This is a genomic window from Kitasatospora sp. NPDC058115 (assembly GCF_042884635.1).
GTDB lineage: Bacteria > Actinomycetota > Actinomycetes > Streptomycetales > Streptomycetaceae > Kitasatospora.
The window spans coordinates 25917-47068 of record NZ_JBHVTL010000017.1 but is presented as its reverse complement, the minus strand read 5'-3'; the positions used below and the strand labels follow the sequence as shown (position 1 = coordinate 47068).

General features: G+C 75.3%; 18 protein-coding genes and 1 pseudogene. 16 read left to right on the top strand and 3 right to left on the bottom strand.

Annotated elements, in window-relative coordinates:
• Nucleotides 1-6: 6 nt before the first annotated feature.
• On the bottom strand, nucleotides 7-1206 hold the full coding sequence (manA, locus tag ACFVVL_RS19330; protein WP_380294407.1) for a mannose-6-phosphate isomerase, class I: 1200 nt from the start codon (nucleotides 1204-1206) through the stop codon (nucleotides 7-9).
• A 324-nt stretch (nucleotides 1207-1530) separates the two neighbouring features.
• On the opposite strand from manA, the gene ACFVVL_RS19325 reads away from it, so the two are divergent.
• From ACFVVL_RS19325 to ACFVVL_RS19270, 12 genes and pseudogenes are all read left to right on the top strand, one after another.
• Nucleotides 1531-2289 carry a polyprenol monophosphomannose synthase gene (locus ACFVVL_RS19325; protein ID WP_380294408.1) on the top strand — a complete coding sequence of 253 codons (759 nt, stop codon included), beginning with the start codon at nucleotides 1531-1533 and terminating at the stop codon, nucleotides 2287-2289.
• Between the two features lie 134 nt (nucleotides 2290-2423).
• On the top strand, nucleotides 2424-3428 hold the full coding sequence (locus ACFVVL_RS19320; RefSeq protein ID WP_387676734.1) for an MBL fold metallo-hydrolase: 1005 nt from the start codon (nucleotides 2424-2426) through the stop codon (nucleotides 3426-3428).
• 23 nt (nucleotides 3429-3451) lie between these two features.
• A complete protein-coding gene (locus ACFVVL_RS19315) occupies nucleotides 3452-4039 on the top strand; it encodes a molybdenum cofactor guanylyltransferase (protein ID WP_387676731.1) in 588 nt (195 codons plus the stop codon).
• 127 nt (nucleotides 4040-4166) lie between these two features.
• Nucleotides 4167-4424, top strand: a pseudogene (locus tag ACFVVL_RS19310) (DUF6457 domain-containing protein); the annotation flags it as partial.
• Nucleotides 4425-4429: 5 nt separating this feature from the next.
• A complete protein-coding gene (locus ACFVVL_RS19305; RefSeq protein WP_387676942.1) occupies nucleotides 4430-5620 on the top strand; it encodes a molybdopterin molybdotransferase MoeA in 1191 nt (396 codons plus the stop codon).
• 23 nt (nucleotides 5621-5643) lie between these two features.
• A complete protein-coding gene (locus ACFVVL_RS19300) occupies nucleotides 5644-6687 on the top strand; it encodes a potassium channel family protein (RefSeq protein WP_380294423.1) in 1044 nt (347 codons plus the stop codon).
• Nucleotides 6688-6697: 10 nt separating this feature from the next.
• Complete coding sequence (locus tag ACFVVL_RS19295; RefSeq protein ID WP_387676728.1) at nucleotides 6698-7261, top strand: YbaK/EbsC family protein; 564 nt, start codon at nucleotides 6698-6700, stop codon at nucleotides 7259-7261.
• A gap of 51 nt (nucleotides 7262-7312) precedes the next feature.
• Nucleotides 7313-8290 (top strand): NAD(P)H-quinone oxidoreductase, encoded by a 978-nt coding sequence (locus ACFVVL_RS19290; protein ID WP_380294412.1) that lies wholly within the window; start codon nucleotides 7313-7315, stop codon nucleotides 8288-8290.
• 161 nt (nucleotides 8291-8451) lie between these two features.
• Nucleotides 8452-9492: a hypothetical protein gene (locus ACFVVL_RS19285; protein ID WP_387676725.1), complete on the top strand. Its 1041-nt coding sequence runs from the start codon at nucleotides 8452-8454 to the stop codon at nucleotides 9490-9492.
• Nucleotides 9493-9690: 198 nt separating this feature from the next.
• Nucleotides 9691-10251, top strand: coding sequence for a bacterial proteasome activator family protein (locus tag ACFVVL_RS19280; RefSeq protein ID WP_380294424.1), 561 nt, complete (start codon nucleotides 9691-9693; stop codon nucleotides 10249-10251).
• A 288-nt stretch (nucleotides 10252-10539) separates the two neighbouring features.
• The gene (locus ACFVVL_RS19275; protein WP_380294414.1) at nucleotides 10540-11940 is read left to right on the top strand and encodes a protein kinase; all 1401 of its coding nucleotides are present in this window, start codon (nucleotides 10540-10542) and stop codon (nucleotides 11938-11940) included.
• A gap of 110 nt (nucleotides 11941-12050) precedes the next feature.
• Complete coding sequence (locus ACFVVL_RS19270; RefSeq protein WP_380294415.1) at nucleotides 12051-13877, top strand: protein kinase; 1827 nt, start codon at nucleotides 12051-12053, stop codon at nucleotides 13875-13877.
• 9 nt (nucleotides 13878-13886) lie between these two features.
• Here the strand turns inward: ACFVVL_RS19270 and ACFVVL_RS19265 are convergent, their stop codons facing one another.
• Entirely contained in the window at nucleotides 13887-14975 is a 1089-nt protein-coding gene (locus ACFVVL_RS19265; RefSeq protein ID WP_380294416.1) for a phosphotransferase enzyme family protein, read from the bottom strand.
• A 62-nt stretch (nucleotides 14976-15037) separates the two neighbouring features.
• A complete protein-coding gene (locus tag ACFVVL_RS19260; protein WP_380294417.1) occupies nucleotides 15038-15700 on the bottom strand; it encodes a response regulator in 663 nt (220 codons plus the stop codon).
• 380 nt (nucleotides 15701-16080) lie between these two features.
• On the opposite strand from ACFVVL_RS19260, the gene pdhA reads away from it, so the two are divergent.
• From pdhA to ACFVVL_RS19240, 4 genes are all read left to right on the top strand, one after another.
• The gene (pdhA, locus tag ACFVVL_RS19255; RefSeq protein ID WP_380294418.1) at nucleotides 16081-17235 is read left to right on the top strand and encodes a pyruvate dehydrogenase (acetyl-transferring) E1 component subunit alpha; all 1155 of its coding nucleotides are present in this window, start codon (nucleotides 16081-16083) and stop codon (nucleotides 17233-17235) included.
• Nucleotides 17235-18209, top strand: coding sequence for an alpha-ketoacid dehydrogenase subunit beta (locus ACFVVL_RS19250; protein WP_387676720.1), 975 nt, complete (start codon nucleotides 17235-17237; stop codon nucleotides 18207-18209). The genes pdhA and ACFVVL_RS19250 overlap by 1 nt, the downstream gene beginning before the upstream one ends.
• Before the next feature lie 15 nt (nucleotides 18210-18224).
• A complete protein-coding gene (locus tag ACFVVL_RS19245) occupies nucleotides 18225-19661 on the top strand; it encodes a dihydrolipoamide acetyltransferase family protein (RefSeq protein WP_387676717.1) in 1437 nt (478 codons plus the stop codon).
• Nucleotides 19662-19947: 286 nt separating this feature from the next.
• On the top strand, nucleotides 19948-21135 hold the full coding sequence (locus ACFVVL_RS19240) for a M64 family metallopeptidase (protein ID WP_387676714.1): 1188 nt from the start codon (nucleotides 19948-19950) through the stop codon (nucleotides 21133-21135).
• Nucleotides 21136-21152 lie beyond the last annotated feature (17 nt).

The following is a 21152-nucleotide window of genomic DNA, read 5'->3' as shown; positions in this document are numbered from 1 at the left end:
CGGCGGTCAGAGGGTGACGGTCGCGCGGAAGACGGTGGCGGCGGCGCCGTCCAGGCGGGTCGCCGTCCCGGTGGCGGGCAGGAAGGCGGACTCGCCGCGGGCCAGCTCCAGCACGGCGCCGTCCGCCGCGGTCAGCCGGACACCGCCGGCGGTGCAGAGCAGGATCTGCGGCGCCTCGCCGCCGACCGTCCGCTCCCGGCCGTCCAGGACGAACCGGGAGAGCCGGAACTCGTCGATCGGCACGGGGTACAGCTCCTCGCCGGGCGTCCCGTCGACCGCGACCGGCCGCAGCGGCTCCGGCGCGCAGGAGGCGAACTCGACCACCCGGAGCAGCTCCGGCACGTCGATGTGCTTGGGGGTGAGCCCGGCCCGCAGCACGTTGTCCGAGTTGGCCTGGAGCTCGACGCAGAGGCCGTGCAGGTACGCGTGCGGGACGCCGGCGCCCAGGTACAGCGCCTCGCCGGCGCGCAGCCGGACGTGGTTGAGCAGCAGACCCGCGATCAGCCCGACGTCCCCCGGGAAGTCCCGGGCGATCCGGGTGTACGGCGCGTACGGCCCGTCCGGCTCGTCGGCGGCGGCCTTGCCGACCGCCTCGGCGGTGTCCCGGACGGCCGCCGCGGCCTCGGGGCCGGAGAGCGTGAGGGCGGCGGCCAGCGCGCGGCTGAGCGCCTCGGACTCGTCCCCGGCGCCCAGCAGGGCGATCACCGGCTCCAGCGCGGGCACGTCGAGGGCGGCCAGCAGCGCGGCCGCGTCGGCGGGCCGGCGGAAGCCGCAGAGGCCGTCGAAGTCGCCGAGCGCGCAGATGAGTTCGGGCTTGTGGTTGGCGTCCCGGTAGTTCCGGTGCGGGGCGTCCAGCGGGATCCCCAGGGCGTTCTCGGCGGCGTAGCCGGCCCGGGCCTGGTCGAGCGAGGGGTGGGCCTGGATGGAGATCGGGATGCCCGGGGCGAGGACCTTCAGCAGGAACGGCAGGGTGGGGCCGAACCGGGCCACCGAGGCGGCGCCCAGCTCGCCCTGCGGGTCCGCGGCGATCAGCTCGTCCAGCCGGCGCGGACCCTCGCCCCGGTCCGCCCGCGAGGGGTCCCCGGGGTGGGCGCCCATCCACAGCTCGGCCTGCGGTTCGCCGGTCGGCTCCTGCCCGAGCAGCCCGGGGAGCGCGGTGACCGAGCCCCAGGCGTAGGGGCGGACGGTGTTGACGAGCTTGTCCATGGGCGTGGTCCTGCTCCTTGCTGCAGTGGCTGGTGGGCCTCGCCGCCGTCAGGCGGCCGCAGGCGGGGGCGGACGGGTTCGGGCATCCGGGCAAAGGCCGGGCATCGACCCTAGCCGACCCGTACCCCCGCCGGGGAAACGGCGGGCGCCGGCCGGGAGTGCCTCGGCGGGAAGGTCCGTCCGAGGGCTCGGTAGTAGGATGCCAGGACCCAGTGTTTTCCACGGTGTCGTCCGGGCCGGCGGGGTGCCGGCCGGGACTGTGTCTTCCGATGAGTGCGGGCAATGGTGACCGGCACGTCCCGCCACCGGCCGAGAGGTTAGTACGTGACCGTCCAGCAGGGTTTTGCCGATCTCGGCCGGGTGCTGGTGATCATCCCCACCTACAACGAGGCCGAGAACGTCGAGCTCATCGTCGGCCGGGTGCGCGCCGCCGTTCCCGAGGTGCACGTCCTCGTCGCCGACGACAACAGCCCGGACGGAACCGGCGAGCTGGCCGACAAGCTGGCCGCCGAGGACTCCCAGGTGCACGTCATGCACCGCCGGGGCAAGGAGGGGCTCGGCGCCGCCTACCTGGCGGGCTTCCGCTGGGGCATCGACGAGGGCTACGACGTGCTCGTCGAGATGGACGCCGACGGCTCCCACCGCCCCGAGGAACTGCACCGGCTGCTCACCGCGCTGCGCGGCGCCGACCTGGTGCTGGGCTCCCGGTGGGTCCCCGGCGGCCGGGTGGTGAACTGGCCGAAGTCCCGGCTGCTGCTCTCGCGCGCCGGCTCGACCTACTCGCGGCTGATGCTGGGCGTGCCGATCCGGGACGTCACCGGCGGCTACCGGGCGTTCCGCAAGGAGACCCTGCTCGGCCTCGGCATGGACCAGGTCGCCTCGGCCGGGTACTGCTTCCAGGTCGACCTGGCCTGGCGGACGGTGAAGGCCGGCTTCAAGGTCGCCGAGGTGCCGATCACCTTCGTCGAGCGGGAGCTGGGCGCGTCCAAGATGAGCAAGAACATCGTCGCCGAGGCGCTCTGGCGGGTCACCTCCTGGGGTGTCACCGACCGCGTCGCCAAGCTGACCGGCCCCAGGGGCTGACCCCGGCGGCGAAGGGTCACCGCCCGGACACGTGATCGGGAAGGCGCGCCCCCGCCGGGCGCGCCTTCCGCGTTTTCCGCGCGCCGTGCTCCCATGCTGTAGGGCGCGAACCGCCCAACCAGAGGGAGCACCCAGTGACGTCGTCCCCGTCCGAGGAGAACGCCGGCGCGGACCCGGTCGACGCGACGCCCGCCGCCGGGGCGCCGGTCCGGCCGCTGGAGGTCGAGGTCTTCACCGGCCCGGAGTCGGCCTTCTTCGCCACCTCCACGCTGGTCCTCGGCGAGCACACGGCGATTCTGGTCGACGCCCAGCTCACCCGCAGTGCCGGCCGCGAGCTGGCCGAGTGGGTGGCGGGCAAGGGCCGCCGACTGCTCGCCATCGTGATCACCCACCAGCACCCCGACCACTACTTCGGCGCCGAGGAGGTGCTGCGGCTCTTCCCCGAGGCGCAGCTGCTGGCCTCGCCGTCGGTCGTGGACGGCATCCTGCGCACCGCCGCCGCGAAGGTCGCCCAGTGGAAGCCGGTGTTCGGCGACGACATCCCGGACCACCCGCTGGTCCCGGCGCCGCTGCTGCCCCAGCCGCTGATGATCGACCGGCAGGTGATCCCGGTCCTGCTGCTCGGGCAGGGCGACTGCGGCGGCTCCACGGTGGTGCACGTGCCGAGCGTCCGTACCGTGGTGGCGGGCGACTTCGCGTACAACGGCACCCACGTCTGGACCGCCGACACCACGCCGGAGCAGCGCACCGAGTGGGTCCGCAACCTGGGGCGGATCGCCGAGCTCGGCGCGGAGCGGGTGATCGCCGGGCACCGGGCTCCCGACCAGGGCGACGACGCGGAGCGGGTGCTGGCGTTCACCGGGGAGTACCTCCAGGACTTCGACCGGCTGCTGGCCGCGCACCCGCACGACGCGGAGGCGCTGGTGGCGGCGGTGAACGAGCGGTACGGGGAGCTGACCCTGCCGGCACTGCTGGAGCTGAGCGCCGCGGCCAACACCGCCGTTGCCGACACCGCCGCCACCGCCGACGAGGCGGACGAGACGGACGGGCCCGGGGAGCCGGAGGAGCACGAGGAGCCGGACGCGACCGACGGGCCGGACGCCGACGGCGGGCCCGGGGCCGGCCGGGACACCGTCTGAGCCCTCCGGCGGATACTGGCGGCATGACGCCGTACGACGTGATCGTCCCGGCCGGGGGCGCCGCCCGGAGGCTCGGCGGGGCCGACAAGCCCGCCCTGACCGTCGGCGCGGCCACCCTGCTGGACCGGGTGCTCGCCGCCTGCACGGACGCCCGGACCACCGTGGTCGTCGGCCCGGTCCGGCCCACCACCCGCCCCGGGATCCGGTGGACCCGCGAGCACCCGCCCGGCGGCGGCCCGGTCGCCGCCGTCGCCGCCGGTCTCGCCGAGGTGACCGCCGACCTGGTGCTGCTGTTCGCCGCCGACCTGCCCTTCCTGGACCGGCGGACCGTGGAACGGCTGGTCACCGCGCTCGACGCGGCCGGTCCGGACACCGCGGCGGCCGTCCTGGTCGACGCCGCCGGGCGCGACCAGCCGCTCGCCGCCGCCTACCGCACCGCCGCCCTGCGCGCCGCCCTGGCCGCCGCCGGCGATCCCGCCGGGCTCCCGCTGCGCCGGCTGACCGGCGCCCTGCCCACCCTGCGGCTGGCCGACACCGACGACGTCACCTACGACTGCGACACCTGGGAGGCCCTGGAACAGGCCCGCGAACGCGACGGCGCCGGCGGCTGAGCGCCCCGCCGCAGCGGCCGGCCCGCCGGGCCGGCGCCGGGACGTGAGCGAAACGACGCGCGCCGCTCACCGGACAAACATCCCGGGGAAACCGCCGATCGGGCAGCATGTTCGCATGGAGCGCACGCTGGATGACTGGATCGCCGAGGTCCGTGCCGAGCTGGACATCGACCTGGACGTCGACGTCCGCGGCCTGCTCGACCTGGCCCGGGTGGTCGCGCACGGGGTGGACCGGCCCGCCGCCCCGCTGACCGCCTTCCTGATCGGCTACGCGGCCGCCCGCCGCGGCGGCGGCCCGGAGGCGGTCGCCGAGGCGTCCCGGCGCACCGCCGCGCTCGCCGAGCGCTGGGCGGCGGCCCGGGCCGACGACCCGGGGCAGCCGTGAGCGTGATGGAGGAACGCGCCGCCCCCGCCCCGGTCCGCCCGGTCCGCTGGGCGGCGGCCCGGGAGACCGCCCGCCGGGCCGGCCGCACCGCGCTGCCGCCGCTCAGCCTGCCGCTGGACGGTGCGCTCGGCCGCACCCTCGCCGAGCCGCTCACCGCGCTCACCGACCTGCCGGCCTTCGACACCGCGGCGATGGACGGCTGGGCCGTCGCCGGTCCCGGCCCCTGGCGGGTGACCGGCCGGCTGCTCGCCGGACGCCCCGCCGACGGCCCGCTGGCCGACGGCGCCGCCGTCGAGATCGCCACCGGTGCCCAACTGCCGCCCGGCGCGACCGCCGTGCTCCGCCGCGAGCACGGCGAGCCGGGCGGGGCGCTGCTGTCCGAGCGCACCCCCGGTGCGCTGACCACCGGCCAGGACGTCCGGCCGCGCGGCCAGGAGTGCCGGCGCGGCGAGGTGCTGCTGCCGGCCGGCACCGCGGTCGGCCCGGCGGTGCTCGGCCTGGCCGCCGCCTGCGGCCACGACCGGCTGGCGGTCCGCCGCGCCCCGGTGGTGGAGCTGCTGGTGCTCGGCGACGAACTGCTCGGCTCCGGCCTGCCCCGGCCCGGCCTGGTCCGCGACGCGCTCGGCCCGCTGCTGCCGCCCTGGCTGCGCGCGGCCGGCGCCGAGACCGGCGGACCGCGCGCCGTCCGGGACGACTTCGGCCTGCTCCGGGACGCCCTGCGGCACTCCACCGCCGATGTGGTCGTCACCACCGGCGGGACGGCCGCCGGCCCGGTGGACTTCCTGCACCGGGCGCTCGCCGGCTCCGGCGCCCGGCTGCTGGTGGACGGGGTCGCCGTCCGCCCCGGCCACCCGATGCTGCTGGCCGAACTCCCCGGTGGGCGGCACCTGGTGGGGCTGCCCGGCAACCCGCTGGCCGCGGTGGCCGGCATGGTGACGCTCGCCCTGCCGCTGCTGCGCGCGCTGGCCGGCCGGGGCGCCGCCGCGCCGGTCCTGGCCACGGCCGACCAGCCGCTGCCCGGCCACCCGGCGGACACCCGGCTGCTGCCGGTCCGCCGGACCGCCCGCGGGGTGGTCCACCTTCCCTACGACGGCCCGGCGATGCTCCGCGGCCTGGCCCGGGCCGAGGCGCTCGCGGTGGTCCCGCCGGGCGGCGCGGCGGCGGGCGACGAGATCGAACTGCTGGAGGCCCCGTGAGTGTCCGACGTGTCCGCGAGCGGCTGGCCGGGCCGTCCGCTCCCGGCACCGAGCCCTGGGCCGACTCCGGCATCGTGCTGCCCGCCCGGCGCACCGCCCCGGCGGTGCGGCAGGTCGGCTCCCGGCTGCTGCTGGCGCTGGGCGTCCTGCTCGCCACCACCGTGATCGTCTGGCTGGACCGGGACGGCTACAACGACAACGCCGGCGGGGGCCTGAGCTTCCTGGACTCGGCGTACTACGCCACCGTGACGCTCTCCACCACCGGGTACGGCGACATCACCCCGTTCAGCGACAGCGCCCGGCTCACCAACATCTTCGTGGTCACCCCGCTGCGGGTGATCTTCCTGATCATCCTGGTCGGCACCACCCTCGAAGTGCTCACCGAACGCACCCGTCAGCAGTGGCGGTTGAACCGCTGGAGGTCCACCGTGCGCGAGCACACCGTCGTGATCGGCTTCGGCACCAAGGGCCGCAGCGCCATCGACACCCTGCTCGGGCAGGGGGTGCGCAAGGACGAGATCGTGGTGGTCGACCCGCAGCGCAAGGCGGTCGACCAGGCCGCCCAGCAGGGCCTGGTGGGCGTGGTCGGCGACGCCACCCGCACCGACACCCTGCTGCGCGCCGGACTGCCCACCGCCGCCCGGGTGGTGGTCGCGCCGGAGCGGGACGACACCGCCGCGCTGATCACCCTGACCGCCCGCCAGCTGACCCGCGCGGCGACCATCGTCGCGGCGGTGCGGGAGGACGAGAACGCCCCGCTGCTGCGGCAGAGCGGCGCCGACGTGGTGGTCACCAGCTCCAGTTCGGCGGGCCGGCTGCTCGGCATGTCGATGCTCAGCCCGCACGCCGGCGCGGTGATGGAGGACCTGCTCACCTACGGCAACGGCCTGGACGTGGTCGAGCGCCCGGTCACCCGGGCCGAGGCCGGGCACGACCCGCGCGAGCTCGACGACCTGGTGGTGGCGGTGGTGCGCGGCCGGCGGGTGATCAACTACACCGAGGCGGAGGCGCGCACGCTGCAGCTGACCGACCGGGTGATCGTCATCAAGTCGGCCGAGGGGGCGTAGGGTCGGCACCATGACCGGTCAACCGCAGCTCCCGTTCGGTACGTTCGACTTCTCCGCCCCCGCGCTGGAGGTGGCCGACCGGCTGGTCGCCCCGGTGGCCGACGCGCTGAAGAACTGGGACGACCGGGAGGCCGCCCGCTCCGTGCTGTACGTCGAGACCGATCCGGAGAAGGCCGACACCGCGGTCTTCTGCGAGACCTACGGCGTGCCGCTGGAGGCCTCGGCGAACTGCGTGGTGGTCGCCGCCAAGCGCGGCGGGGAGACCACCCTGGCCGCCTGCCTGGCGCTGGCGACCACCCGGGTCGACGTCAACCGTACGGTCCGCAAGCACCTGGAGGCCCGCAAGGCCTCGTTCGCGCCGATGGACACCGCCGTCGAGGCGACCGGCATGGAGTACGGCGGCATCACCCCGGTCGGGCTGCCGGCCGGCTGGCCGCTGCTGGTCGACGCCGCGGTGGCGGCGGCCCCGTTCGTGCTGGTCGGCAGCGGGCGGCGGCGGGGCAAGCTGATCCTCCCGGGCCGGGTGGCGGCCGCGCTGCCCGGCGCCGTGCTGCTCCCCGAGCTGGCCGGCTGACGGCGCGGGTCGCCCGCCCGCCGGGGTGCCGGCGCGCAGTAGCGTCGGGCCATGCATGCGATGACGATTCCTGAACCCGGCGGTCCCGAGGCACTGGTCTGGGCCGAGGTGCCCGACCCGGTGCCCGGGGAGGGCGAGGTCCTGGTCGAGGTGGCGGCCACCGCGGTCAACCGCGCCGACCTGCTCCAGCGGCAGGGCCTCTACGACCCGCCGCCCGGCAGCCCGCGCCACCCCGGCCTGGAGTGCGCGGGCCGGATCGCCGCGCTGGGCCCCGGGGTGTCCGGCTGGGCGGTCGGCGACGAGGTCTGCGCGCTGCTGGTCGGCGGCGGCTACGCGGAGCGGGTGGCGGTGCCGGTCGGCCAACTGCTGCCGGTGCCGCCGGGGCTGAGCCCGGAGCAGGCCGCCGCGCTGCCGGAGGTGGTCTGCACGGTCTGGTCCAACGTCTTCCTCACCGCGCACCTGCGGCCGGGCGAGACGGTGCTGGTGCACGGCGGCGCCAGCGGCATCGGGACGATGGCGATCCAGCTGGCCAAGGCGGTCGGCGCCCGGGTGGTGGTGACGGCGGGCGGCCCGGAGAAGCTGGCCCGCTGCGCGGAGCTGGGCGCCGACGTGCTGATCGACTACCGCACGCAGGACTTCGTCGAGGTGCTCCGGGAGGCCACCGGCGGCGCCGGGGCGGACGTGATCCTGGACATCATGGGCGCCAAGTACCTGCAGCGGAACGTGGACGCGCTGGCCGTCAACGGGCGGCTGGTGATCATCGGGCTGCAGGGCGGGGTGACCGGCGAGCTGAACCTCGGCACCCTGCTGCGCAAGCGCGGCGCGGTGATCGCGACCAATCTGCGCGGGCGGCCGCTGGCGGAGAAGGCGGCGATCGTGGCGGCGGTGCGCGAGCACGTCTGGCCGCTGGTCGCCTCCGGGGTGGTGAAGCCGGTGGTCGACCGGGTGCTGCCGCTGACCGAGGCCGCCGAGGCGCACCGGGTGCTGGAGGCCGGTGCGCAGGTCGGCAAGGTGGTGCTGCGGGCCTGATCCCGGTGGTGGGCGGCGGGACGCCGGACCCCCGGGGCCCGCGTTCCGCCGGTCCGGTCCGTCCGACATGCCCGGAATGTCGGACTGTGTGACCCTGGTCGGGAGCTGTCCCGCCGCCGACCCCGCCCCGCGCGGTCGGCCGTCGCGGAAGGACCTCGACCGTGCACGCACCTTCGTCCGCGTTCCTCGGGCCGCTGCCCGCAGCACCGCCGCCGTCCGCCTCCCGCCGTGCCGCCGGGCGTGCCCTGGTCCGGGTGGGCGTCCGCCTCCGGGTGCGTCCGGGCACCCGCCGTGCCGAGCGCCGTGCGCGACGGCTGCTGGTGGTGGCGGTGCTCGGTCTCGCCGTTCCGCTGGCCGTCGGCCCGGTGGCGGTGGCCCTGCCGGCCGGCCCGGCCGGCGTCGTTCCCGTCCCGGTGGTCTCCCCGGCGCCGGCCATCCCCCCGGTTCCGGCGCCCGGGCCGTCCGCCCCGCCGTCCGACCTGCCGTCCGCCCCGCCGTCCACGCAGGCGCTGCCCGCCGCGGAGGCGTCCGCCCCGCCCGGGCCCCCGTCCGCCCCGGAGCCGTCCGCCGTCGCGGAGTCCACCGCAGCCTCCGAGCCCTCCTCGGTCGCGGCCGGGGCGTCCGAGGCCGCCGAGGCGTCCGTGACCGCCGGCACCACCGCGACCAGCACCGCGAGCACCGCCGTCGGCGCGGCCGCGACCCCGGTCGTGCAGGCCGGGCGCCTGCGCCCCGGTCTTCCCCGGGCCGCGTGGGAGCAGCGCCGGCAGCGGCACCGCCCCGCCTCGGCGCCCGAACGCGTCCAGCAGGTGCCCGAGCAGGCACCGGAGCAGGCACCGGAGCAGGCACCTGAGCAGGCGCCCGGGCAGGCACCGGACCGGGCGCCCGGGCGGGCCGTCGGGCAGAGCCCGGAGAAGCCGGCGGAACGCCCGGTGGAACAGCAGGTGGAGCAGCAGCCGGAGCAGCCCGCCGGCCCCGCCGCGGACCCCGGCGCGGACTCCCCGGCCCCGGCCGGGCCCGCCGAGGACACCGGGAGCGGGACGCTGGCGCTCGGCCGACCCGGGCCGCGGACCGCGGTGGCCGGCCCGGTCGTGCTGCCGACCCGGTGGGACGACGCCTCCACCCGCCAGCTCCCGCTCGGCGCCGGTCTCGGCCTGATCGGCTGCGGACTGGGGCTGATCGGCCTGCGGCTGCGGCGCGGCTGACCGCACCCCCGGGGCGGACGCGGGGCGCCCGGGTACCCGGGCGGACTGAGTATCCGTACGGATACCGCCCCCCGCGCCCGGGGCGTAGCGTCGTGCCCGGGTGGCCGGGGGCCTCCACCCCGGCAATCCCAGTGAGGGAGAATGTGGTTCATGACGAATCCGATGAACGAGCGCTCGTCGCACGAGTTCCACCAGGCCATGGGCGGGCAGTCGCAGGACGGCCAGAAGGTGCTGATCGTCGGACCGGACGGGATGCCGGTGGGCCAGGGGGCGATGGGCATGACCGGGGACGACGAGGGGGACGGCCCGCGCGAGCTGCCGGTGACCGAGATGGTCGAGCAGCCCGCGAAGGTCATGCGGATCGGCAGCATGATCAAGCAGCTGTTGGAGGAGGTCCGGGCGGCTCCCCTCGACGAGGCCAGCCGGGCCCGGCTGAAGGACATCCACGCCAGCTCGATCAAGGAGCTGGAGCTCGGTCTGGCCCCCGAGCTGGTCGCCGAGCTGGAGCGGCTCTCGCTGCCGTTCACCGAGGACTCGATCCCGACCGAGGCCGAGCTGCGGATCGCGCAGGCGCAGCTGGTGGGCTGGCTGGAGGGGCTGTTCCACGGCATCCAGACCGCGCTGTTCGCCCAGCAGATGGCGGCGCGCGCGCAGCTGGAGCAGATGCGCCGGGCGCTGCCGCCCGGTCTGCACGGCGCGGAGCCGGAGGGCGACGAGCCGGGCGAGGGCCGCGGCATCCGCTCCGGCCCGTACCTGTAGGCCGTATCCGTACCGCCACGGTCCCGCCGGGGCCGTGCGGCACCGGGCGCGGCAGGGCGCCCCGGTGCCGGGAGGACCACCGGCCGGTGCCCGGTCGCGACCTGGACACAGTGTCGGCCCTGGACCGGTCGGCGTCGGCGCGAGCCGATACCCTGGGCCCCTGTCGCAGGCCGGGCGAGCGCCGCGACAGGGGCAGGGCAGGCCAGCGGGCCGGGCCCGCACACGCACGGACGAGACCGAACGTCACGGTCGCGGCGGCAGGGCCGCACCGAGGGGGAGCAGAGGACCATGAGCGAGCACGGCAACGCGGCGGTCGAGGGCTACTCCCTGGGAAACGGGCGGTACGTGCTGCAGCGGGTGCTGGGCGAGGGCGGCATGGCCTCGGTCCACCTCGCGTACGACAGCGTGCTGGACCGGTCGGTGGCGCTGAAGAGCATGCACGCCGAGCTGGGCCGGGACGACTCGTTCAAGGAGCGCTTCCGCCGCGAGGCGCAGGCGGTGGCCCGGCTGGAACACCCCAACATCGTCACGGTGTACGACAGCGGCGAGGACATCGCCCCGGACGGCTCCAGCACCCCGTACATCGTCATGCAGCTGATCGACGGCAAGGGCCTGCGGGACGCCATCAACGAGGCGGTCGCCCAGCAGGGCGCGATCGCGGTCGAGGAGGCGCTGCGGGTCACCGTCGGCGTGCTGAACGCGCTGGAGGCCTCGCACGACATGGGCCTGGTGCATCGTGACATCAAGCCCGGCAACGTCATGTTCGACCGCAAGGGCAACGTCAAGGTCATGGACTTCGGCATCGCCCGCGCGCTGGAGAGCGGGGTCACCTCGATGACCCAGACCGGCATGGTGGTCGGCACCCCGCAGTACCTCTCGCCCGAGCAGGCGCTGGGCAAGCCGGTGGACGCCCGCTCCGACCTCTACTCGGTCGGCGTGATGCTCTTCGAGATGCTCACCGGCCAGCTGGTCTTCGACGGCGACTCGGCCTTCTCCATCGCGTACAAGCACGTCCAGGAGGAGCCGCCGGCGCCGTCCACGCTCAACCCGCGGCTCAGCCCGGCGGTCGACGAGTTCGTGGCCAGGGCGCTGCGCAAGGACCCGGCGCACCGGTTCCCGAGCGCGGCGGCGATGCGCGACGAGGCGGAGCGGCTGATGGGCGCGGCCAAGGGCGGCGGCAGCCCGCTGGCGGCCAGCAACCCGCTGGTGATCACCGACGGGCCGCGCTCGGTGCACGCGGCGCCGCAGGCCCCGAGCACCCCGCAGCCGTTCGCGCAGCCGCAGCAGCCGTTCCAGACCCCGCCGCCGGCCTACCAGGCGCCGCAGACGCCGACGCCGTTCCCGCAGCCGCAGCCGTTCCAGACGCCGCCGCCCGCCTTCCAGGCCCCGCACACCCCGCAGCCGCAGTTCCTCCACCCGCAGGCCCCGCAGGCGCACACCCCGCCGCCGCACCCGATGCCGGCGCCGCCGTTCCAGCCGGCCCCGGCCTCGAACAGCGGCGGCTGCTCGACCGCGCTGGTGATCATCGGCATCATCGTCGGCGTGATCGTGCTGGCGGTCATCATCATCGCGATCGTGGTGAACCGGGCCGAGCGGGACACGAAGTCCGGTCCCAGCTCGCGGGTCTCGGGGCCCACCGCCTCGGTGCTGCACCTGGACGGTCCGGCCGACCGGAATGGCCTGCTCTGACGCGTTCCGTCCGGAATCCGGGTGCCACAGGGGTCGGCCGGAGGCGGTAGCGTTCGGGGATACGAGCGACAGGGCACCGCGATCCGAGCGAAGGCCCGGGGCGAGGAGCGATGGCACAGACGCAGCATCCGGACGACGACGACGGGGCCTGGGCGACCGGTCCGGCCGGCGGGGCCCCGGGGCCCGGGCCCGGTAGCGACGCCGCCACGACCGCGCTCCCGCCGTACGGCGGCGGCCCGCAGACCCCCGGCCGGGGCACCGCGGCCCCGCTGGGCACGGTCGGCGACGGCCGCTACCGGCTGACCCACCGGCTCGGCCGGGGCGGCATGGCCGAGGTGCTGGCCGCCCAGGACGTCCGGCTCGGCCGGACCGTCGCGGTGAAGCTGCTCCGCGGCGAACTGGCGCAGGACGAGATCGCCCGGCTGCGCTTCACCAGGGAGGCGCACGCCGTCGCGGCGCTCAACCACCACGCGATCGTCTCGGTGTACGACACCGGCGAGGAGTACGTCGGCGAGGAGTCGACGCCCTACATCGTGATGGAGCTGGTCGAGGGCCGGACCGTCCGCGAACTGCTGGTGGACGAGGCGGAGCCGCCGGTCGACCAGGCGCTGATCATCATCGCCGGGGTGCTGGAGGCGCTGTCCTACAGCCACCGGCACGGCATCGTGCATCGTGACATCAAGCCGGCCAACGTGATCATCACGACCAACGGCGCGGTCAAGGTGATGGACTTCGGCATCGCCCGGGCGCTCACCGGCACGGCCTCGACGATGACCCAGACCGGCATGGTCATGGGCACCCCGCAGTACCTCTCGCCGGAACAGGCGCTGGGCAAGCAGGTCGACCACCGCTCCGACCTGTACGCGGCCGGCTGCATGCTCTACGAACTGCTGACGCTGCGCCCGCCGTTCACCGGCGACACCCCGCTGTCGGTGGTCTACCAGCACGTCCAGGACCAGCCGGTGCCGCCCTCGCAGGCCAATCCGCGGGTGCCGCCCGGCCTCGACCCGCTGGTGCTGCGCTCGCTGGCCAAGGACCCGGACGACCGGTTCCAGGACGCCGACGAGTTCCGCGCGCACATCGAGCACGCGCTGCGCGAGCTGACCGGCGGCACCGGCGGCTGGGCCGTCGGCGCCGCGGCCGGGGCGGCCGGCGTGCCGGGCCGCGGCGGGCTGCCGGCGGCGGACGAGACGGCGGTGCTCGGGACCGGTGTCCCGGGCGACCCGACGACGGTGCTGCCCTACCAGGTGCCGGGCGGCCCGCACACGCCGGCCTCGCCCTACCCGGCGGCCGGCGGCTCGTACGGGGACGGCGGCGACTCCGGCGGCGGGCACGGGCACGGCTCCGGCCGGCGCGGACCGTGGCGCTGGGTGGCCGGCATCGCGGCGGTGCTGGTCGCGGCCAGTGCCGGCATCGCCCTGGCGCTCAGCGGCGGCGACGACGGCGCGGACGGGAAGCCGGGCGGCACCAGCCCGTCCGCCGGGGTGGTGTCGACGGCGCCGGAGGCCACCACGCCCAGCTCCGGCGGGACGGCGACCTCCAGCCCGACCAACCAGAGCACCAAGCGTCCGCAACAGCCGCAGCAGCCGACCGACAACGGCAACAACAACGGCGGCAACCAGAACCAGCAGCAGCCGAGCCAGCAGACCGGCAAGCACAACACGCCGAGTCCGACGGCGCCGCCGACCACGGCCGGCACCAAGCCGACGACCGAGCCCACGACGCCGACCGGCGCGGCCACCGCCCCGCCGACCAACGCCCCGACCACCGGGACGGGCGGCGGGGCGACGGCTCCGGCCACGCCTTCGGCGACCAACCCGCCCCCGACCGGGGGCAGCGGCGGCACGACCCCGCCGGCGGGCGGCGGCAGTGGCGGGGCCGGCAGCACCAAGCCGCCGGTGCAGCCCCCGACCCAGCCGCCGGCCACCACCGGCTGACCCGTCGGGTCAGTTGGCGAAGGCGTCCAGGACCTGCTCGTACTCCTGGCACCACCACGCCAACTGGCCCGCGGAGGCGGGGTACAGCGGGTCGGCCCGGTGGTCGGCCCGCTGGTAGCGCCACTGGAGCATCCAGAAGTCGTTCAGCCGCTCCCACCAGACCCGGTGCGCCGCGGCCGCCAGGTGCTCCGCGGTGGCGGCGCCGGTGGCCCGGTAGGACTGCGACCAGTGCCGGACCCGGACGAGGTCCAGCACCCCGCTGACGCGGTCGTTGAACAGCAGGGTGGCCGCCCGGACGGCCTCCTCGGCGCGCGGCTGCGGGCCGAGCTTGTCCCAGTCCAGGACGGCGGCGATCCGCCCGCCGCTGTGCAGCAGGTTGAGCCCGTGGAAGTCGCCGTGGGTCCAGCCGGTGGGCGGGGCGGCCTGCGGGAGCGGACGGCGGTGGGCGTGCTCGGTGAGCAGCTCCAGCCGTTCGGTCAGCCGGCGCTCCACCAGGGCGTCCAGCTCGCCGTGCGGCTGGTGCTCGCGGGCCCGGCGGCGCAGCTCGCGGGCGAGCCCGGAGCTGTCGCGCGGGTCCGCGCTGCGGTAGCCGGAGGGTTGTGCGAGGGGAGCGCAGACCTCGTCGAGCGCGCCGTGCAGCCGGCCGAGCAGCGCGCCCAGCTCGGCGCACTGCGGAACTGCCAGCTCGGTGCCGTGCCGGTGCCCGCCGTCCACCCAGGGGAAGAGGGCGAACAGCCGCCCGCCGAACGCGGCGATCGTGGCGGTCCGGCCGGAGAGGGCCAGCGGGGGAGCGACGGGCAGCCCGAGGGCGGCCAGCGCGTCCATCGCGCGGTGGTGGGCGGCGACGGCCTCCCGGCCGGCGGTCGCGGCGTCGACGTAGCACTTCAGGAAGTAGTCGCCGGCCTCGGTGCTGACCCGGTAGCCGCGGTTCAGCAGGCCTTCGGCGACGGGTTCGGCGGTGAGCAGGCGGCCCACCCGGTAGCGGCGCAGGACCTCGGCGAGCGCGGCGCGGGGGACGGGCGGGCTGAGGGTTCCTATCGGGGGCGCGGTGAGGTCGGGACGGGCTGGTGCGAGGGCAAGGGTCTGGCTGAAAGTCACAGCCAGAGGTTAGGACCTCTCGGCGGGGGTCCTTGACAGCTCGTCAGTTCTGTGCATCTGCCCTATCCGTGCTGGTGGTCCGCCTGGTGCCGGGCCACGAAGGCGGCCGCCTGGGTCCGGCGCTCCATCCCCATCTTCGCGAGCAGACTGGAGACGTAGTTCTTCACCGTCTTTTCGGCGAGGTGCAGCTCGTTGCCGATCTGACGATTGGTCATCCCTTCGCCGATCAGGTCCAGGATGCGGCGCTCCTGCTTGGTGAGCTGGGAGAGCCGCTCGTCCTCCTTCTCGCCGCCGTCGCGCAGCCGGGCGAGCACCCGGCTGGTGGCGACCGGGTCGAGCAGCGAGCGGCCGGCCGCGACGTCCCGGACGGCGGTGATCAGGTCGGTGCCGCGGATCGCCTTCAGCACGTAGCCGGAGGCCCCCGCCATGATCGAGTCGAACAGCGCCTCGTCGTCGGAGAACGAGGTCAGCATCAGGCACTTGATCTCCGGCAGCCGGGAGCGGATCTCCCGGCAGACCTCGACCCCGTTGCCGTCCGGCAGCCGGACGTCCAGGACCGCGACGTCGGGGTGGACCGCCGGGATCCTGGTCAGCGCCTCGGCGGCGGTGCCGGCCTCGCCGACCACCTCGATGTCGTCCTCGACCGAGAGGAGTTCGTGGACCCCCCTGCGGACCACCTCGTGGTCGTCGAGGAGGAATACCCTGATCTGTCCCTTATCAGTCACGCGCAAAGCCTCCCATATCACCCTACGAGAGACCTCTCGCCCGCACCGGACCGGGGTCACGATCCGGCCAGAGCGGTCGAAACCGATGCCGGTAACCCCCTTACGCAGGAGCCTCCGCCCGGATAACGTGCGCAGGTGTCCTGAAGGCGACCGAATTGAGAGCTGCGCCACACGCGCGTTTGTAGACCCCGAACAAGTAGGACGTCCTAGCGCAGACGCGCCGAGGGCGGACGCTGGGTAACGTTCTCGTGAGGGACGCCGTCGGAACAGGATCACCACCTGCCCCGCAGTTGGGAGCGCACACCCACGCGCGCCCCGCGAGGCGGTGACCGGACCGGTCACCGGCGACCCCGGGCGGCCGGACAGACCGAGGAGTGAACGTGACCGTCAAAAGCACGGCGAGGGCCCGCAAGAAGGCGGCCCCCGGCGTCCCTGACACCCTCCGCGCCACGGGTAAGGACGCCCAGCCGGAGCTCGTGCAGCTGCTCACCCCGGAAGGCGAGCGGGTCGAGCACCCGGACTTCCCGCTCACCGTGGAGCCGGACGAGCTTCGAGCCCTCTACCGTGACCTGGTGCTGGTGCGCCGGTTCGACGCGGAGGCCACCTCCCTGCAGCGCCAGGGCGAGCTGGGCCTGTGGGCCTCGCTGCTCGGCCAGGAGGCGGCGCAGGTCGGCTCCGGCCGCGCGCTGCGGCCCGGCGACTACGCCTTCCCCACCTACCGCGAGCACGGCGTCGCCTGGTGCCGCGACGTCGACCCGCTGAACCTGCTCGGCATGTTCCGCGGCGTGAACCACGGCGGCTGGGACCCGAACGAGAAGAACTTCCACCTCTACACCATCGTGATCGGCGCGCAGACCCTGCACGCCACCGGCTACGCGATGGGCATCACCAAGGACGGCGCCGACGACGCGGTGATCGCGTACTTCGGCGACGGCGCCTCCAGCCAGGGCGACGTCAACGAGGCCTTCACCTTCGCCTCGGTCTACAACGCCCCGGTGGTGTTCTTCTGCCAGAACAACCAGTGGGCGATCTCCGAGCCCACCACCACCCAGACCCGGATCCCGCTGTACCGCCGCGCCTCCGGCTTCGGCTTCCCGGGCGTGCGGGTCGACGGCAACGACGTGCTGGCCTGCCTCGCGGTGACCCGCTGGGCCCTGGAGCACGCCCGCAGCGGCAACGGCCCGGTGCTGATCGAGGCGTTCACCTACCGGATGGGCGCGCACACCACCTCCGACGACCCCACCCGCTACCGGCTCGCCGAGGAGACCGAGGCCTGGAAGGCCAAGGACCCGATCACCCGGCTGCGCGCCCTGCTGGAGAAGCAGGGGCTGGCCGACGAGGCGTTCTTCGCCTCGGTCGACGCCGAGAGCGAGCAGCTCGGCCTGCGGGTGCGCGAGGGCGTGCGCGGCATGCCGGACCCGGACCCCACCCTGATCTTCGACCACGTCTACGCCGAGCCGCACGCGCTGGTCGATGAGGAACGGGCCGGGTACGTCGAGTACGCGGCCTCCTTCGAGGCGGGGGAGAACCTCTGATGGCCGGTCAGCTCAGCATCGCCAAGGCGCTCAACGAGGCGCTGCGCAAGTCGCTGGAGAGCGACCCGAAGACCGTCCTGATGGGCGAGGACATCGGCAAGCTCGGCGGCGTCTTCCGGATCACCGACGGCCTGCAGAAGGACTTCGGCGAGGGCCGGGTGATCGACACCCCGCTCGCCGAGTCCGGCATCGTCGGCACCGCGATCGGCCTCGCGCTGCGCGGCTACCGCCCGGTGGTGGAGATCCAGTTCGACGGCTTCGTCTACCCGGCCTTCGACCAGATCGTCTCCCAGCTGGCCAAGATGCACGCCCGGGCGCTCGGCCACGTCAAGATGCCGGTCACCGTCCGCATCCCCTACGCCGGCGGCATCGGCGCGGTGGAGCACCACAGCGAGTCGCACGAGGCGTACTTCGCGCACACCGCCGGTCTGCGGGTGGTCAGCCCGTCCAACGCGCACGACGCGCACTGGATGCTGCGCCAGGCCATCGAGTCGGACGACCCGGTGATCTTCCTGGAGCCCAAGCGGCGCTACTGGGACAAGGGCGAGGTCGGCGACGCGGCCGACCTCGGCCTGCACGACGCCCGGATCGTGCGCTCCGGCGCCGATGCCACGCTGATCGCCTACGGCCCGATGGTGAAGGTCTGCCTGGAGGCCGCCGCGGCCGCCGAGGAGGACGGCCGCCGGCTGGAGGTCGTCGACCTGCGCTCGCTCACCCCGGTCGACTTCGCCGCCCTGGAGGAGTCGGTGAAGCGGACCGGACGCGGCATCGTCGTGCACGAGGCGCCGGTGTTCCTGGGCATGGGGGCCGAGCTGGCCGCCCGGCTCACCGAACGCTGCTTCTACCACCTGGAGGCGCCGATCCTGCGGGTCGGCGGCTACTACGCGCCGTACCCGCCGTCCCGGGTCGAGGAGGCCTTCCTCCCCGACCTGGACCGCGTGCTCGACGCCGTCGACCGCGCCTTCGCGTACTGATCCAGGGGAGCGATGATGACCACCGAAGTTCGCTCGCTCCGCGAGTTCAAGATGCCCGACGTGGGCGAGGGCCTCACCGAGGCCGAGATCCTCAGCTGGTACGTCAAGCCCGGTGACACCGTCACCGACGGGCAGGTCGTCTGCGAGGTGGAGACCGCCAAGGCCGCCGTGGAGCTGCCGATCCCGTTCACCGGGGTCGTCGAGCAGCTGTTCTTCCCGGAGGGTGCGACGGTCGACGTCGGCACCGTGATCATCTCGGTCGCGGTGGCCGGCGGGGCGGGGACGCCCGCGGCCGCGCCGGCCGCCCCGGCGCCCGCCGCGGCCGCCGAGGAGGCCGCCGAGCCCGAGCGGCGCGAGGTGCTGGTCGGCTACGGCCCGCGGACCGGCGGCAGCCAGCGCCGGGCCCGCCGCACCACGGCGGCCGCGCCGGCGCCCGTCGCCGCCCCGGTCGCGGCTCCGGCCGCGGTGCCCGCCCCGGCCCCCGCGCCGGTCGCGGTTCCGGCCCCGGCCCCCGCGCCGGCCGTCGCGGTGGGCGGCGACCGGCCGCTCGCCAAGCCGCCGGTGCGCAAGCTGGCCAAGGACCTCGGGATCGACCTGCGGGCCGTCACCCCGACCGGTCCGGAGGGCGTGATCACCCGCGAGGACCTGCACGCCCACGCGGCGGCCGCCGCCGCCCCGGCCGCGGCCCCGTCCCCGGCCGCCGAGCAGGCCGCCGAGCCGGCCGCGCAGCCGGTGGCCGTCCCCGGCGCGGGCGACGTCCGGGTGCCGATCAAGGGCGTCCGCAAGGCGACCGCGCAGGCGATGGTGGCCTCGGCCTTCACCGCCCCGCACGTCACCGAGTTCGTCCAGGTCGACGTCACCCGGACGATGAAGTTCGTCCGCCGCCTCAAGGAGAGCGGCGAGCTGGGCCGGGACGTCCGGGTCAGCCCGCTGCTGCTGGTCGCCAAGGCGCTGCTCACCGCGATCAAGCGCAACCCCGGGATCAACGCCCAGTGGGACGAGGCGGCCCAGGAGATCGTCATCAAGGGCCAGGTGAACCTCGGCATCGCCGCGGCCACCCCGCGCGGCCTGATCGTCCCCAACATCAAGGACGCGGGCGCGAGGAACCTCTCCGGACTGGCGGTCTCGCTCGGCGAGCTGATCGACACCGCCCGGCAGGGGAAGACGGCGCCCGGCGACATGCAGGGCGGCACGATCACGATCACCAACGTCGGCGTCTTCGGCGTCGACAGCGGCACCCCGATCCTCAACCCCGGCGAGGCGGCCATCCTCGCCTTCGGGGCGGTCCGGGAGCTGCCGTGGGTGCACAAGGGCAAGGTCGTCCCGCGCCAGGTCACCACGCTGGCGCTGTCCTTCGACCACCGGCTGGTCGACGGGGAGCTGGGCTCCAAGGTGCTGGCGGACATCGCGGGCATCCTGGAGCAGCCGAAGCGCCTGATCACCTGGGGCTGAGCCGCCCCGGCCACGAGGAAGGGGCCCCGTCCGCGCACCGAGGTGCGGGGGCGGGGCCCCTTCGTGCCGCCGTCCGGGCATCCGATCAGATCGTCGGTATGACTGGTGAGATTCTTGTGGTTCGTCCAGATCGGTGACTTTTTCGCCGTTCGGTGAGGACGACACGCCGGTCCGGGTACGTCTTCGCGTCCACCACCCGGGCGACGCCGGGTGACCGGAACGTCGAGGACGCACCCGTATGCCGCCTGGCAACCCTGGCCGGATCGTCCGGAGTCTGGCCGCGCTCGTGCTGGTATCCACCGCCGTGCTCCCGGCCGCGCTCGAACTGGCCGGGCCCCCGCCGTTCGGGGCGATCGGACCCGGCGCCCCCGCCGACCGCGCGGTGCCGCCGCACACCGCGGTGCAGCACGCCGACCTGCAGACCGCCGGAGAGGCCCCGACCGTCGACATACGGCGCACCGGGGACCCGGCCAACCGGATCACCCTCGTCCTGCTCGGCGACGGCTACACGGCCGGGGAGCAGGACCTGTTCCGGGCGCAGGCGGACCGGGCCTGGCGCGCGCTGATGGACATCGAGCCGTTCCGCAGCTACCAGGGCTTCTTCAACATAAGGCGGGTCGAGGTGGCCTCCGCGGTCTCCGGCATCGCCGAGACCGAGAACCGCGGCCGGCGGCCCGCCACCCCGCTCGGCATGCACTTCTGGTGCGAGGGCACCGCCCGGCTGCTCTGCGCCGACGAGGAGGCGGCCGCCCGCTACGCCGGCCACGGCGACGGCCCGCAGTACCTCATCGCGCTGGCCAACTCCACCGAGTACGGCGGCGCCGGCGGCACCGGGGTGACCACCCTGGCCGGCGGCAGCCCGGACGCCGGGCGGATCATCCAGCACGAGATAGGGCACACCGTGGGGGACCTCGGCGACGAGTACGACAGCGCGCCGGACGACGCCGACTACCCCAACCTCGCCACCGACAACGCCGAGGAGATGCGCCGCAAGCAGACCAAGTGGTGGCGCTGGCTGGGCGCGGAGTCCCCGGACGGCGCCGGGACGATCGGCGCCTACCGCAGCGCCAACGGCATCTACCGGCCCACCCGGGACTCGGTGATGCGCACCCTCGGCGGGGCCTACAACCTGCCCTCCCGGGAGGCCATCATCGAGGAGATCTACCGGCGGGTCAGGCCCGCCGACGACCCGGTGCCGGCGCCCGGCGAGGTCACCGGCCGGCCCCGGCTGGAGGTCCGGCCGCTCCCGCTGGCCGGTGCCCGGCAGCTGCGGGTGGACTGGACGGTGGACGGCGTCCCGGTCGAGCCGCAGGGCGGGGACCGCAACCGGCTGGACACCGCGGCGCTGACGCTGCGGCCCGGGCACGGCGCGACCGTCACGGCCACCGTCCGGGACACCACGGACTGGGTCCGCGACGAGGCCTTCCGGGACCGCTACATGACGCGTTCGGTGTCCTGGACGGTGACCGGCTGAACCCCGCACGGCGGCGC